Below are 12,980 nucleotides of genomic sequence, written 5' to 3'. Positions count from 1 at the left end.
GACGTTCAAGCGGAACCGGCCCCCACGCCCGTTCCGGCATCCGAGCATGGCAGTATCACGCCCTGCCCGCCACCCGGAACCGTCCATGTCCATCGACTATCGCGCATTGCTTGAGACCGCCATCACCGAAGCCCGCCAGGGCCTGGCCGAAGGCGGCATCCCGATCGGCGCGGCGCTGTACCACGACGACGGCCGCCTGCTCGGCTGCGGGCACAACCGCCGCATCCAGGAAAACGATCCTTCGGTGCATGGCGAGACCGACGCGTTCCGCAAGGCGGGCCGGCAGCGCCGCTATCGGGACACGATCATGGTCACCACCCTGGCGCCGTGCTGGTACTGCAGCGGCCTGGTGCGCCAGTTCAACATCGGCACGGTGGTGGTCGGCGAATCGGTGAACTTCCGCGGCGGCATCGACTGGCTGCGCGAAAGCGGCGTCAACGTCATCGATCTCCAGAGCGAAGCCTGCATCAACCTGCTCGGCGACTACATCCGCGCCAACCCCGAGGTCTGGAACGAAGACATCGGCGAGGATTGAGGGCCGCCGCGACTTGATCGCACCCCGGGCGGTCACCGCCATTGCCGTGGCCCCATCGGGGTGAAACCGGACGCAGACCCGGAATGAACGATCGGCCTGCCATAGTCCAGTTCGCCTCGGCCCGGCCGGGCCACGGCGTCACCGGGCAATACCACTCAACCTAGGGAGTCGGCTCATGAGCACACCCACCCTCGTCCTGGTCCATGGTTTCTGGGGCGGCGCGGCGCACTGGCGAAACGTCATCCTGGAACTCTCGCGCAAGGGCCACGATCGCATCCGCGCGGTCGAACTTCCGCTCACCTCGCTGGCCGACGACGCCGAACGCACCCGCAAGATGGTCGCCCAGCAATCCGGTCCGGTACTGCTGGTCGGGCATTCCTACGGCGGCGCGGTGATCACCGAGGCCGGCGATCTGCCCAATGTCGCCGGCCTGGTCTACATCGCGGCCTTCGCACCGGACGCCGGCGAAAGCCCCGACGGCATCAGCCAGGCGCACCCGCCGGCCGCGATCGCCAACCTCGCGCCCGACAGCGACGGCTATCTGTGGATCCAGTACGACAAGTTCCACGAAAGCTTCTGCCAGGATCTGGACGCCGACGACGCGCTGGTCATGGCGGTCGCGCAGAAAGCGCCGCTGGCGAGTACCTTCGGCGATACCATCACCGCGCCGGCCTGGAAGAAAAAACCCAGCTGGTACCAGCTCTCGACCCAGGATCGCATGATCCATCCGGACAACCAGAAGCACATGGCCGAGCGGATGAACCCGCGCACGCTGCTGGCGCTGGACGCCAGCCACGCCTCTCTGGCCTCGCAGGCCGCGGCGGTGGCGGGATTGATCGACGAGGCGGCGCGGACGGCCGACTGACGGGTTCGTCTCCAGGTTCCGGGTTCCGTCAACGAAAACGGGCGGCGCATCCGCACCGCCCGTTCCGAAGATCGCCAGGCCGCCGCGAACGACGGCGATTCACGTAGTTACAGGATGTACCGGCTCAGATCCGGATCCTGCACCAGTTCGCCCAGGTGCGAATCGACATAGGCGCGGTCGATGGACACGGCCTGGCCGTCGCGGTCGGGGGCTTCGTAGCTCAGGGTGTCGAGCAGGCGTTCCAGCACGGTGTGCAGGCGGCGCGCGCCAATGTTTTCCTGGCGTTCGTTGACCTGCGCGGCGATCTCGGCGAGGCGGTCGACGGCGTCGTCGCTGAAGTCCAGCGCAACGCCCTCGGTCTTCATCAGCTCGACGTACTGCTTGGTCAGCGCCGCCTTGGGTTCGGTCAGGATGCGGATGAAATCCTGCTTGGACAGCGCCGACAGCTCCACCCGGATCGGGAAGCGACCCTGCAGCTCCGGAATCAGATCGCTGGGCTTGGCCAGATGGAACGCGCCGGAGGCGATGAACAGGATGTGGTCGGTCTTGACCGTGCCGTATTTGGTGCTGACGTTGGAGCCTTCCACCAGTGGCAGCAGATCGCGCTGCACGCCCTCGCGGCTGACGTCGCCACCGCCGATGTTGTCGCCGCGCTTGGCGACCTTGTCGATTTCGTCGATGAAGACGATGCCGTTCTGCTCGCAGGCCTCGATCGCCGCGGTGCGGACATCGTCCTCGTTGACCAGCTTGGCGGCCTCGTCCTCGATCAGCTGCGGGCGCGCGGCCTTGATGGTCACGGTGCGCTTGTGGGTCTTGGCGCCACCCAGGTTGGAGAACATCTGCCGCAGCTGCTGGCCCATTTCCTCCATGCCCGGAGGGGTCATGATGTCCACGCCGACATTGGCGGCCAGTTCCAGCTCAATCTCGCGATCGTCCAGCTCGCCGTTGCGCAGCATCTTGCGGAACTTGATGCGGGTGTCGTTGTCCTGCGCCGACGGCTCGTGGCGCGCGGCTTCCGGGTCGAAGCCGACGCCGACGCTGCGGCGCGGCAACAGCGCGTCCAGGATGCGGTCCTCGGCGCGCTCCTCGGCCTGGGTGCGCACGCGCACCTTGGCCTGCTCGCGATACATCTTGACCGCGGTGTCGGCCAGGTCGCGCACGATCTGCTCGACATCCTTGCCGACATAGCCGACCTCGGTGAAGCGGGTCGCTTCGACCTTGACGAACGGTGCGTTCGCCAGCGTCGCCAACCGGCGCGCGATTTCGGTCTTGCCGACGCCGGTGGGACCGATCAGCAGGATGTTCTTGGGCATCACTTCATTGCGCAGCGCCTCGGGCAGCTGCATGCGGCGCCAGCGGTTGCGCAGCGCGATGGCAACCGCGCGCTTGGCCGAATGCTGGCCGACGATATGCCGGTCCAGCTCCTGCACGATTTCGCGCGGGGTCATGGTGGAATTGTTTTCAGTCATGGGACGAGAATCGGAAATGGGGAAGGAGATGGGTATGCGCAGCCGAATTGGGACGGAATGGGGTCGCTTCGAACGACTCCCGATTCCCTATTCCCGATTCACAGCTCTTCGACCACCACGTTGCGGTTGGTGTAGATACAGATATCGCCCGCGATGTTCAGCGCCTCGACCGCGATCGACTTCGCATCCAGCTGGGTGTGCGCCAGCAGCGCGCGCGCGGCGGACAATGCGTAGGAACCGCCCGAGCCAATGGCGATGATGCCGTCCTCCGGCTCGATGACGTCGCCGGTGCCGCTGATGATCAGCGAGGTTTCCTTGTCGGCCACCGCCAGCAGCGCTTCCAGCTTGCCGAGGCGGCGCTCGGTGCGCCAATCCTTGGCCAGCTCCACGGCGGCGCGCTGCAACTGGCCGTGCTTCTCCAGCTTGGCCTCGAACAGTTCGAACAGGGTGAAGGCGTCCGCGGCGGCACCCGCGAAGCCGGCCAGCACCTGGCCATCGCGGCCCAGCCGGCGCACCTTGCGCGCATTGCCTTTCATGACGGTATGCCCCAGCGTCACCTGCCCGTCACCGGCCACGGCGACATGACCGTCGCGGCGGACCGAGATGATGGTGGTGGCGTGGAACACGTTGGGATTCTGGCTGGGGTCCATGGGGGCCTCCGGGGGGTTCTCCCTGAGGTGGGGACGCCCGGGGGCGGATCAAGCGTGACTTCTGGGGAGGGATTGCCTCCAATTGCGCAGGGTTCTGCTCGGGCTAACCTGCCCTGAATCGAATCCCCCGGCATCCTGAATCGTCAGACCCAGCCTCTAGCGCGAGTAGTGACAGGAAACACGCAACACTGCCCGGTCCGATCCGAATATGAAAACCAGCTCGGGAAAACCTCCCCCACGCTGGCCCGGCGGTATCGGACTGGTAAAGAAATAGACCCATTTCCCCGTCGAAGCATCAATAAAATCAGGTTTGCCCAAGGCATCCCCTATCCGCTCTTGACCGAGGCCAACAAGAGACTCGATCTTGGCCGGGCACATCGTCTTGCTCGGCGCAGCCATGGGCAGTGCGCGCAGTTGCCGGAGCTGCATCGCAAGGGAGTCAAGTAGTGGCGAGCTCATGGCGACGGTTCCGACGATAGTCGATGCCAGCAAAAGTGCTGTTTTCATGGAACGAACGCTCCTGTCATACGCGGGGCAATCGAAGCTGCGGGAATGGCCAACCGGCATCCACTGAGTGAACGGCTTCGGTTCATCGTCTTATCTCAGTCAACACCAACTCTCCTACTAATGGTCTTCCGACAGCATCTGGACACGCACCCCAAAGTGCATCCACCTGATTTTGCATCAACAATAAATCTAACGAATACGGCGGTTCGTACGCCAGTAATTCCTGTTCATGGTGGATGGGTGAACTAGATCTCCCGCAAGCGAAACTCGTAATGGATAACCCCCTTTGAAAAAGGGGGCGGGCGCCCGCGTAGCGGGTGACGGGGGATTGACCAGCCATTCGGCTGTTGAGGAGCGCTTGCTCTTCGCGCCAAAAGCAAATCCCCCTCAGCCCCCCTTTATTCGCTTTCAACAGCCGAATGGCTGGTCAAGGCGGAGGCCAAGCTCACCGCTTCCGCTTCGCCCTCGGATGCGCCGCGTCATACACCTTCGCCAGATGCTGGAAATCCAGATGGGTGTAGATCTGGGTGGTGGCGATGTCGGCGTGGCCGAGCAGTTCCTGCACGCCGCGCAGGTCGCCGGAGGATTCCAGGATATGGCTGGCAAAACTGTGCCGCAGCATGTGTGGATGCACGTGCTTGAACAGGCCCTGACGCTGCGCCAGCTGCTTGAGCCGGATCTGCACGGCGCGCTGGGAAATCGGGCCGCCGCCGCGACCGGGAAACACATGCGCCTCGCTGGTGCCGCCCTGTTCGGCGCGCCACGCCTCCAGCGCGTTGCGCGCGTGCGAGCCGACCGGCACCTTGCGCTCCTTGCTGCCCTTGCCGAGCACGGTGACGAAGCCGGAAGCCAGATCCAGATCGCGCCAGCGCAGCGCGCAGAGTTCGCTCAGGCGCAGGCCGGAGGAATAGAACAGTTCCAGCAATGCGCGATCACGCAGGCCCAGCGGCACGTCGGTCGGCACTTCCACCAGCCGCGTCGCCTCGTCGGCATCCAGCACCTGCGGCAGCTTGCGTGGCGCCTTGGGTGCGCGCAGTGCGGCGGCCGGGCTGGCGGCGATGCGCCCGTGCTTCAGAAGCCATTGATAGAAGCTGCGACAGGCGGAGAGCCGACGTTGCAGGCTTTTGGGCGACAGGCCACGACGGTGCTCGCTGGCGACGAAGCTGCGCAGTTGCTCGGTGTGCAGGCCGATCACGTCGGCGCCCTGCTCCGTGGACCACCCCGCGAGCGCGGTCAGGTCGCGGCGATAGGCATCCAGCGTATGCGCGGACATGCGCCGCTCGACCTGCAGGTGGGCAAGGAATTCCTCGACGACACCGACCGGTTCGCCAAGACCGGCTTCGCCCTGGCGAGTAGCCGGCGCGGGCTCGATATCCGACTTGTGTTGACGGTTCCTGCTCATCGACTGCCGCGCCAGCGTCCCGCGCAATGGATTCCAGCATACGCCGGAATGACGGATCGGAGAGTTGGACGAGGCGCCGGGACGCCCTGGTCCTCAGCCCTCGAACCGCTTCAGTGCCGTGGTCAGCGCCTCGCCCATCATGCGCAGGAACAGCGTTCCCATGCCCGGGTAGAAACGGTTGCCGTCCATGCTACCGACCGCCACCAGGCCCACGCCCGGCAGGGGCAGCAGGGCCGAAGACTGCACTTCCTCGGCGCGGGCGGCATACAGCACGACGTTCTTTTCCGGCTGCAGGCGACCGCAGATCGGCTCGCCGTCCTTCAGGCAATCGCGGAACGGCGCCAGGATGGCGTTGCCCTCGGCAATCACCTGCAACCATTCCGCCTCTTCCAGGCCGGCCACCGGCTTGAGCAGGACGATGCTGACGCGGTCGCCGTTGAAATCCTCGGCCAGCGAGGCGGCCATCGCGCGCAGGGTGTCGGCGGCGCTGTTCTGCTTGAGCAGCGACAGGGTCAGCTGGTGCGTGCGCACCGCCAGCCGCTCGTTTTCCTGCGCGTTGGCGAACAGATCGTTCAGGCGCTTGGACAGCTCGCGGTTCTTGTCGCGCAGCACTTCCAGCTGGTAGCTGGCCAGCGAGGCGGTGCGGCCGTCGTCGCGCGGCACCACCATGCTCAGCGCCAGATCCGGGAACTGCTTCAGAAAGGTCGGATGGCGGCGCAGCCAGGCGGCGATTTCGTGGGCACCCAGCTTCTCGTTCTCGTTCATGCGTTCCATTCCCCTTCGAATACGAATGCGGTCGGGCCGGACATCACCACTTCGGCATCGTCCGCCGGCCATTGGATATGCAGGTCGCCGCCCGGCAGCGATACCGTCGCGGCGCGATCGATGCGGCCACGCTTCATCAGCACCACCGCCGCGGCGCAGGCGCCGCTGCCGCAGGCCAGGGTCTCGCCGACGCCGCGCTCGTAGACGCGCAGGCGGATGCGATCGCGCGCGATCACTTCGGCGAAACCGACGTTGACCGATTCCGGAAACCAGGAAGACTGTTGCAGCGCAGGTCCGACCTTCAGCACCGGCGCGTCGGCCACCGAGGCCACCTCGACCACCGCGTGCGGATTGCCCATGGACACCGCGCCGAAACGCAGCCGCAGATCCTCGTCCACCCGCACGTCATACTCGTCCTGGACCTGTTCGAACCCGGCGAGCGGAATCCGCGCCGGCACGAACTGCGGCACCCCCATGGCGATGGCATAACGATCGCCGCCCAGGTGTTCCACGTCATGCGTGGTCAGCGGACTGTCCACCCGGAACTGCTCGCCGCTGGCGACACCGTCGCGCACCAGCCAGGCCGCCACGCAGCGCGCGCCGTTGCCGCACTGCTGCGAAGTGGAGCCGTCCGAATTCCAGATCCGGTAGGAGGCCACCGCATCGGCGCTGCGCGGTGGTTCGATGGTCAGGATCTGGTCGCAGCCGACACCGAAGTGGCGGTCGGCCAGGCGGGCTGCCAGCTCGGGTCCCGGCGGCGGGATGTCGCCGCGCAGATCGAGCACGACGAAGTCGTTGCCCGCGCCATGCATCTTGGTGAAGGAAATCATTGCCGAGCCCGGAGGCCGCGCGCTCATGGCGTGCTGGGCGGGTTGGCCGGCTCCGCGGTGGGTTCGGCGGGCGGGGTCGCCGTGTCGGTCGAATCCGTCGAATCGGCCGGCGCGGTTTCGGTGCCTTCGGCGGCCGGTTCGACCGGCGCTTCGGCCGGGACCTCGGTCTCCGGCGCCGGCTTCTCCGGCAGGAACAGCGGGCCCTTGGCGCCGCAGGCGGCGAGGAGCGCCATGGCGATGGCGGCGGACAGCAGACGGAGCGATCGGTTCATGCGGCGCAGTATAGCCAGCCGGGGATGAATCGGAATGACGTCAGCGCGGCGGTTCCGGACGACGCCACAGCCAGGTCCCCACCGCCGCCATGCAGCCAATCGGCAGCAACACCATCCACAGCCGGTGGGATCCGGCGATCAGCATCACCGCCAGCAGGATCAGCGCGCAGGCCAGCATCGCCCAGGTCGCCGCCCACTTGGCCCGCCGCGACACCGCGCCGTGGGCCTGCCAGTCGCGGATCATCGGCCCGAAGCGCGGATGCGAAAGCAGGTAGTGGTGCAGGCGGTCCGACCCGCGCGAGGCCGCATAGGCCGCGATCAGGATAAACACCGTGGTCGGCAGGCCCGGCACGAAGATGCCGAGGATGCCCGTGCCCAGGCTGGCGTAGGCCAGCAGCCACCACGCCCAGCGGAAGCGTCGCGAGGAAGCCGGCGGCGGCGTGTCGTCGTTCACCGGCACGTTTTACCGCATGTGGGCTTCGGACGTAAGGCGTATTCACCCCGGCCGATGGTCTGCAAGGCTCCACGGTTCGGCCCCAGGCCAGGCACACGGTACCCATGCTGCCGATGACGCAGGGCTTCTTCTTTCGGATGTTTCCTATGGCACCACCGCTTTATCTCACTTGTCATGCCTTCGTCAGGATGACCTGACGCATCCGGCCCTTCGCCAGGATGAAACTTGATAGTAGGAGAAACGTCATGCGTGAACTCAGTCGCACAGAGTATCGAAGCGGTCTCCGGTGGGGCCCAGCGGCAACCTCCGATAGGCGCAAGAACTGCAGGTGAGTACTTCGGACGATGCATGGAGTACACCAACCCTTCGGCGTCATGGGGAGCAGGATGGGCTGTTGCTGGCGCCATCTTCAGGACCGTGGGATGGGCCGGTGCCGCGTGGGCGGGCGGAACCGGTGCTATTTGCGCACTTGGCTCAATCCAGTACATGCAACGATAACCGCTTATCCATGGCCAGGAAGATGAAGGCACAGCCCCGTCCTTGCTGGAATGCACTCCCGTTGGCTATCGTTGCTGCCATCTATCTGCTATCGGGATTTCAGATCGGCTACTTCATCCTTGCGATCGTCGTTCTTCTTGCAGCTGCCTGTCTTTATCTCAAATCCAAACAGCCGCGTGATTGAATCTGGCAAGGAAACCTGCAACCAAGACTTCCACGAATCAATAAGCCGCGTGGGGCACAAAATAGCCGGGCATTGCCCGGCTATTTTGTGCATACATACCTTTCGCCTATTTACTTCGCGGCGACATTCGCCCCCAACTGATCCAGCACGAACGCGTAGTACTCCGACATTTCCTGGTAGCGGCGGAAGCGGCCGGACTTGCCGCCGTGGCCGGCTTCCATGTTGGTGCGGAACAGCACCGGCAGCTTGCCGGTGTTGACGTCGCGCAGGCGGGCGACGTACTTGGCCGGTTCCCAGTACTGCACCTGCGAGTCCCACAGGCCGGTGCCGACGAAGATCGCCGGATACGCGTGCGACTTGAGGTTGTCATACGGCGAGTAGGTGACGATGTAGTCGTAGAATTCCTTCTTCTCCGGATTGCCCCACTCGTCGTACTCGTTGGTGGTCAGCGGGATGGTCGGATCCAGCATGGTGGTGACCACGTCCACGAACGGCACCTGCGAGACGATCGCGCGGTACTTGTCCGGCGCCAGGTTGGTGATCGCGCCCATCAGCAGGCCGCCGGCGCTGCCGCCCATCGCGGCGACGCGATCCTTGGCCGCGTAGCCCTGCTTGACCAGCGCGTCGGTGACGTCGACGAAGTCGGTGAAGGTGTTCTTCTTGTGCAGCAGCTTGCCGTTGTCATACCACGCGCGGCCCATTTCCTGGCCGCCGCGGATGTGGGCGATGGCGTAGACCATGCCGCGATCCAGCAAGCTGACCACCGGGCCGCTGAAGCCCGGATCCATCGAGGCGCCATAGCTGCCGTAGCCGTACTGCAGCAGGGCCGCGGTGCCGTCCTTCTTGAAGCCGTTCCGGTAGACCAGCGACACCGGCACCTTGGTGCCGTCGCGGGCTTCCACCCATACGCGCTCGGTGGTGTATTTGGACGCGTCGTAGCCGATCACCGGCTGCTGCTTCAGCTGGCGGCGCTCGCCGGTCTTCGTGTTCAGCTCATAGGTCGTGGCCGGCGTGGTCATTGACGTGTAGCTGTAGCGCAGCCAGTCGGTGTCGTGTTCGGAGTTGACGTCCAGGCCCATCGAGTAGGCCGGCTCGTCGGCCTTCACGTACTCCTCCTTGCCGTCCGCGCGCAGCAGGCGGATCCGCTCCAGGCCCTCGGAACGCTCGCTGATGGCGGTGAAGCCGTCGAACAGTTCGAAGCCCTCGATGTAGACCTTGTCGCTGTGCGGCACCCAGTCCTTCCACTGCTCGCGGGAGGTGGCGCCGTCGGGCGCGGTCATGATCTTGAAGTTCTGCGCCTTCCAGTTGGTGCGGATGACCCAGCGACCGTCCAGGTGGTCGGCGCTGTACTCGACGTCGCGCTCGCGCGGCGCCAGCACGGTGAACTCGGCCGGATTGGCGGCCGGCGCGCAGCGCGATTCGGAGGACACCGTGCTTTCCACGCCGATGCAGATGAACTTGTCGTCGCGGGTACGGCCGATGCCCATGTAGAAGCTGTCGTCCTTCTCCTCGTAGACCAGCACGTCCTGCGAGGCCGGGGTGCCGAGCACGTGCTTCTTCACCCGCACGGTCAGCAGGGTCTCGGGATCATTCTCGACATAGAACAGGGTCTTGTTGTCGTCGGCCCAGACCAGGTTGGGCGAAACGCCGGTGATCTGGTCCGGGTACAACTCGCCGGTGGCCAGGTTCTTGAACCTGATGACGTACTGGCGACGGCCCACCGCATCCTCGGCGTAGGCCAGGATGCCGTTGTCCTGGGTCACCTCGTAGTCGCCGACGCTGTAGTAGCCCTTGCCTTCGGCCAGTGCGTTGACGTCCAGCAGCACTTCCTCGGCCGCTTCCATGTTGCCCTTGCGGCGGGCGTGGACGGGATAGTCCTTGCCGGTCTCGAAACGGGTGTAGTACCAGTAGCCGCGCTCGCGGTACGGCACGCTGCTGTCGTCCTGCTTGATGCGGCCGACGATCTCCTTGTAGAGGGCATCCTGCAATGGCTTGAGCGGCGCCATCAGCGCGTCGGCGTAGGCATTCTCGGCCTTGAGGTAGGCCAGCATTTCCGGGTTCTTGCGATCGTCGTCGCGCAGCCAGTAGTACTCGTCGTTGCGCTCGGCGCCGAACGGCGCCTTGACCACGTGCGGCTTCTTGGCGGCATCGGGCGGCGTGAGGTCGGCGGCGGCGGAGGCGAAGGGGACGGTCATCAGTACGGTCGCGAACAGGAAGGAAGTCGGTTTCATGGATGGGGTCCGTTCCGGCGGGATGCAATGGTCGGGAGGTCGGGGCCGGCCGGCGCTTGTGGCGCGGTTTCCGGGCTTGCCCCCATCCGCCCTTCGGGCACCTTCCCCCGCTCGCGGGGGAAGGGAGCTGTTCGCCTCCCCCGCGAACGGGGAAGGCACACGCACTTGCGGTTACTTGGCCAGTTGCTGCCACAGGAAGGTGTAGGCCAGCGCGCTCATGTGCGCGGCCTGGGCGTTGTTGGCCGCGCCGCCGTGACCGCCTTCGATGTTCTCGTAGTAGCGCACGTCCTTGTTGGCCTCCAGCATCTTGGCCATCATCTTGCGCGCGTGGCCCGGGTGGACGCGGTCGTCGCGCGTGGAGGTGGTGAACAGGGTCGCCGGATAGGTCTTGGCCGGATCGAACAGGTGGTACGGCGAGAAGGTCTTGATGTAGTCCCAGTCGGCGGTGTCGGGATTGCCGTACTCGGCCATCCAGGACGCGCCGGCCAGCAGGTGGCTGTAGCGCTTCATGTCCAGCAGCGGCACCTGCACGACGATCGCGCCGAACAGTTCCGGATACTGGGTCAGCATGTTGCCCATCAGCAGGCCACCATTGCTGCCGCCCTGGGTGCCCAGGCGGCTGGCGGTGGTGATCTTGCGCGCGACCAGATCCTGCGCGACCGCGGCAAAATCCTCGTAGGCCTTGTGGCGGTTGGCCTTCAGCGCGGCCTGGTGCCAGCGCGGACCGTACTCGCCGCCGCCGCGAATGTTGGCGACCACGTATACGCCGCCCTTCTCCAGCCAGCCCTTGCCGACCGCGCCGGAGTAGGCCGGGGTCAGCGAAACCTCGAAGCCGCCGTAACCGTACAGCAGGGTCGGGGTGTTGCCGTCCAGCTTCAGGTCCTTCGGGCGCACCACGAAGTAGGGCACCTTGGTGCCGTCCTTGGAGGTGGCGAAGTGCTGCTCGATGACGTCCTTCGAAGCATCGAAGAAGGTCGGCATCGTCTTCAACTGTTCCGGCTGCTTGCCGATGTCGGCCAGCGACAGGGTGGTCGGGGTCAGGTAGTCGGTGGCGGTCAGCCAGACCGCGTCGCTTTCATCCGAATCGACCGCGCTGACGCCGAGGGTGCCGAACGCGGGCGCGCCGACGAATTCGCTCTTCTTCCAGCCGCCTTCGCCGGGAGTCAGCACGCTGAGCTTGTTCTTGACGTCCTCCAGGACGTTGAGCACCAAGTGGTGGCGGGTGAAGGTGAAGCTGGCCAGCGAGGTGCGGTCGGTCGGCTCGAACAGCACGTCGAACTCGCGCTTGCCGGCCATGAAGTCGTCGAGCCTGGCGACCAGCAGCGAGCCGGCCTTGTAGGTCTTGCCACCGACGGTCCACGGCTCGCGCAGTTCCAGGGTCAGCCATTCGCGGAAGGCGCCCTTGTTGACCGAGTTGGGCACGTCGATCTTGACCAGCTTGCCGTCGGCGCCGCGCAGGAAAAGTTCGTCGTTGTAGAAGGCCAGCGTGCGGCTGACGAAGTCGCGCTGGAAGCCCGGGGTGTCGTCATGGAAGGCGGCGATGTACATGTCGTCCGGCTTGCCTTCGTAGACGACGGTCGCGGCCGACAGCGGGGTGCCGCGCTTCCATTCCTTGACGATGCGCGGATAGCCGGAGGTGGTCATGCTGCCGTCGCCGAAGTCGGTGAAGACATAGACGGTGTCCGCATCCTTCCAGCCCAGGCCGCCCTTGGCCTCCGGACGGTAGAAGCCGTCCTTGAGGAAGGTCTTGGTGGCCAGGTCGAACTCGCGGGTCTCGTCGGCATCGGCGCCGCCGCGCGAGAGCGCGATCAGGCAACGGGTGTAGTCGGGCTTGCGGCAATCGGCGCCGTGCCAGACCCAATTCTTGCCCTCGGCCTTGTTCAGCGCGTCCAGGTCCAGCACGGTTTCCCACTGCGGCTGCGGCTTGCGGTATTCCTCCAGCGTGGTGCGGCGCCACAGGCCGCGCTCGTGCTGCTTGTCCTTCCAGAAGTTGTAGTAGTACGGGCCGATCTTCTGCACGCCCGGAATCTTGGCGTCCGAATCCAGGATGGCCAGGATGCTGGCCTCCAGTTGCTTGAACTCCGGCGTGGAAGCGATTTCAGCCTCGGCCTTGGCGTTCTGCGCCCGCACCCAGTCCAGCTGTTTCTGGCCTTCCACCTCTTCCAGCCATGCGTACGGGTCGTTGGCCACGGTGTTCTGCTCCTGGGCGTGGCCGCTCACGGCAGCGGCGGCGAGGCCTGCCGCCAGGCAGGCATGGACAAGCTTGGACATGAAGGAAACTCCGGATTGCGAAGACAATTCCTTCACGCTAGCACAAG

The 12,980-nt window shown here is 65.4% G+C and carries 13 protein-coding genes; 3 read left to right on the top strand and 10 right to left on the bottom strand.

The genetic code is table 11. The features are described from left to right. Window positions 1-85: 85 nt before the first annotated feature. Together FG323_RS14355 and FG323_RS14350 are read left to right on the top strand one after the other, a co-directional pair. Entirely contained in the window at window positions 86-535 is a 450-nt protein-coding gene (locus tag FG323_RS14355; protein WP_141455394.1) for a nucleoside deaminase, read from the top strand. Between the two features lie 175 nt (window positions 536-710). Continuing rightward, window positions 711-1,400, top strand: coding sequence for an alpha/beta hydrolase (locus FG323_RS14350; protein WP_141455393.1), 690 nt, complete (start codon window positions 711-713; stop codon window positions 1,398-1,400). 107 nt (window positions 1,401-1,507) lie between these two features. On the opposite strand, the gene hslU is transcribed toward FG323_RS14350, so the two are convergent. The 8 genes from hslU to FG323_RS14310 all read right to left on the bottom strand — a co-directional run bounded on the left by hslU (window position 1,508) and on the right by FG323_RS14310 (window position 7,749). Further along, a complete protein-coding gene (gene hslU, locus FG323_RS14345; protein WP_141455392.1) occupies window positions 1,508-2,869 on the bottom strand; it encodes an ATP-dependent protease ATPase subunit HslU in 1,362 nt (453 codons plus the stop codon). A 98-nt stretch (window positions 2,870-2,967) separates the two neighbouring features. Continuing rightward, entirely contained in the window at window positions 2,968-3,519 is a 552-nt protein-coding gene (hslV, locus tag FG323_RS14340) for an ATP-dependent protease subunit HslV (protein WP_141455391.1), read from the bottom strand. Between the two features lie 156 nt (window positions 3,520-3,675). Beyond that, entirely contained in the window at window positions 3,676-4,026 is a 351-nt protein-coding gene (locus tag FG323_RS14335; RefSeq protein WP_141455390.1) for a hypothetical protein, read from the bottom strand. A gap of 445 nt (window positions 4,027-4,471) precedes the next feature. Continuing rightward, the gene (gene xerC / locus FG323_RS14330) at window positions 4,472-5,428 is read right to left on the bottom strand and encodes a tyrosine recombinase XerC (RefSeq protein ID WP_141455389.1); all 957 of its coding nucleotides are present in this window, start codon (window positions 5,426-5,428) and stop codon (window positions 4,472-4,474) included. 93 nt (window positions 5,429-5,521) lie between these two features. After that, window positions 5,522-6,202 (bottom strand): DUF484 family protein, encoded by a 681-nt coding sequence (locus FG323_RS14325; protein ID WP_181444247.1) that lies wholly within the window; start codon window positions 6,200-6,202, stop codon window positions 5,522-5,524. Then, on the bottom strand, window positions 6,190-7,023 hold the full coding sequence (dapF, locus tag FG323_RS14320) for a diaminopimelate epimerase (protein ID WP_141455387.1): 834 nt from the start codon (window positions 7,021-7,023) through the stop codon (window positions 6,190-6,192). Before dapF ends, FG323_RS14325 begins: the two co-directional genes overlap by 13 nt. A 23-nt stretch (window positions 7,024-7,046) precedes the next feature. After that, the gene (locus FG323_RS14315; protein ID WP_141455386.1) at window positions 7,047-7,295 is read right to left on the bottom strand and encodes a lipoprotein; all 249 of its coding nucleotides are present in this window, start codon (window positions 7,293-7,295) and stop codon (window positions 7,047-7,049) included. A 40-nt stretch (window positions 7,296-7,335) separates the two neighbouring features. Then, window positions 7,336-7,749, bottom strand: coding sequence for a YbaN family protein (locus tag FG323_RS14310; protein WP_141455385.1), 414 nt, complete (start codon window positions 7,747-7,749; stop codon window positions 7,336-7,338). A 508-nt stretch (window positions 7,750-8,257) separates the two neighbouring features. Here FG323_RS14310 and FG323_RS19740 point away from each other — a divergent pair. Continuing rightward, window positions 8,258-8,431 carry a hypothetical protein gene (locus tag FG323_RS19740; protein ID WP_181444246.1) on the top strand — a complete coding sequence of 58 codons (174 nt, stop codon included), beginning with the start codon at window positions 8,258-8,260 and terminating at the stop codon, window positions 8,429-8,431. A gap of 110 nt (window positions 8,432-8,541) precedes the next feature. Here FG323_RS19740 and FG323_RS14305 read toward each other — a convergent pair whose 3' ends face one another. Both FG323_RS14305 and FG323_RS14300 read right to left on the bottom strand, forming a co-directional pair. Next, window positions 8,542-10,626, bottom strand: coding sequence for a S9 family peptidase (locus FG323_RS14305; protein ID WP_141455636.1), 2,085 nt, complete (start codon window positions 10,624-10,626; stop codon window positions 8,542-8,544). A gap of 207 nt (window positions 10,627-10,833) precedes the next feature. Beyond that, entirely contained in the window at window positions 10,834-12,933 is a 2,100-nt protein-coding gene (locus FG323_RS14300; RefSeq protein WP_141455384.1) for a prolyl oligopeptidase family serine peptidase, read from the bottom strand. Window positions 12,934-12,980 lie beyond the last annotated feature (47 nt).

Source organism: Pseudoxanthomonas sp. z9, assembly GCF_006542425.1.
Classification (GTDB): domain Bacteria; phylum Pseudomonadota; class Gammaproteobacteria; order Xanthomonadales; family Xanthomonadaceae; genus Pseudoxanthomonas_A.
The sequence above is the reverse complement of the archived record's forward strand: the minus strand, read 5'-3'. Positions and strand labels throughout refer to the sequence as shown.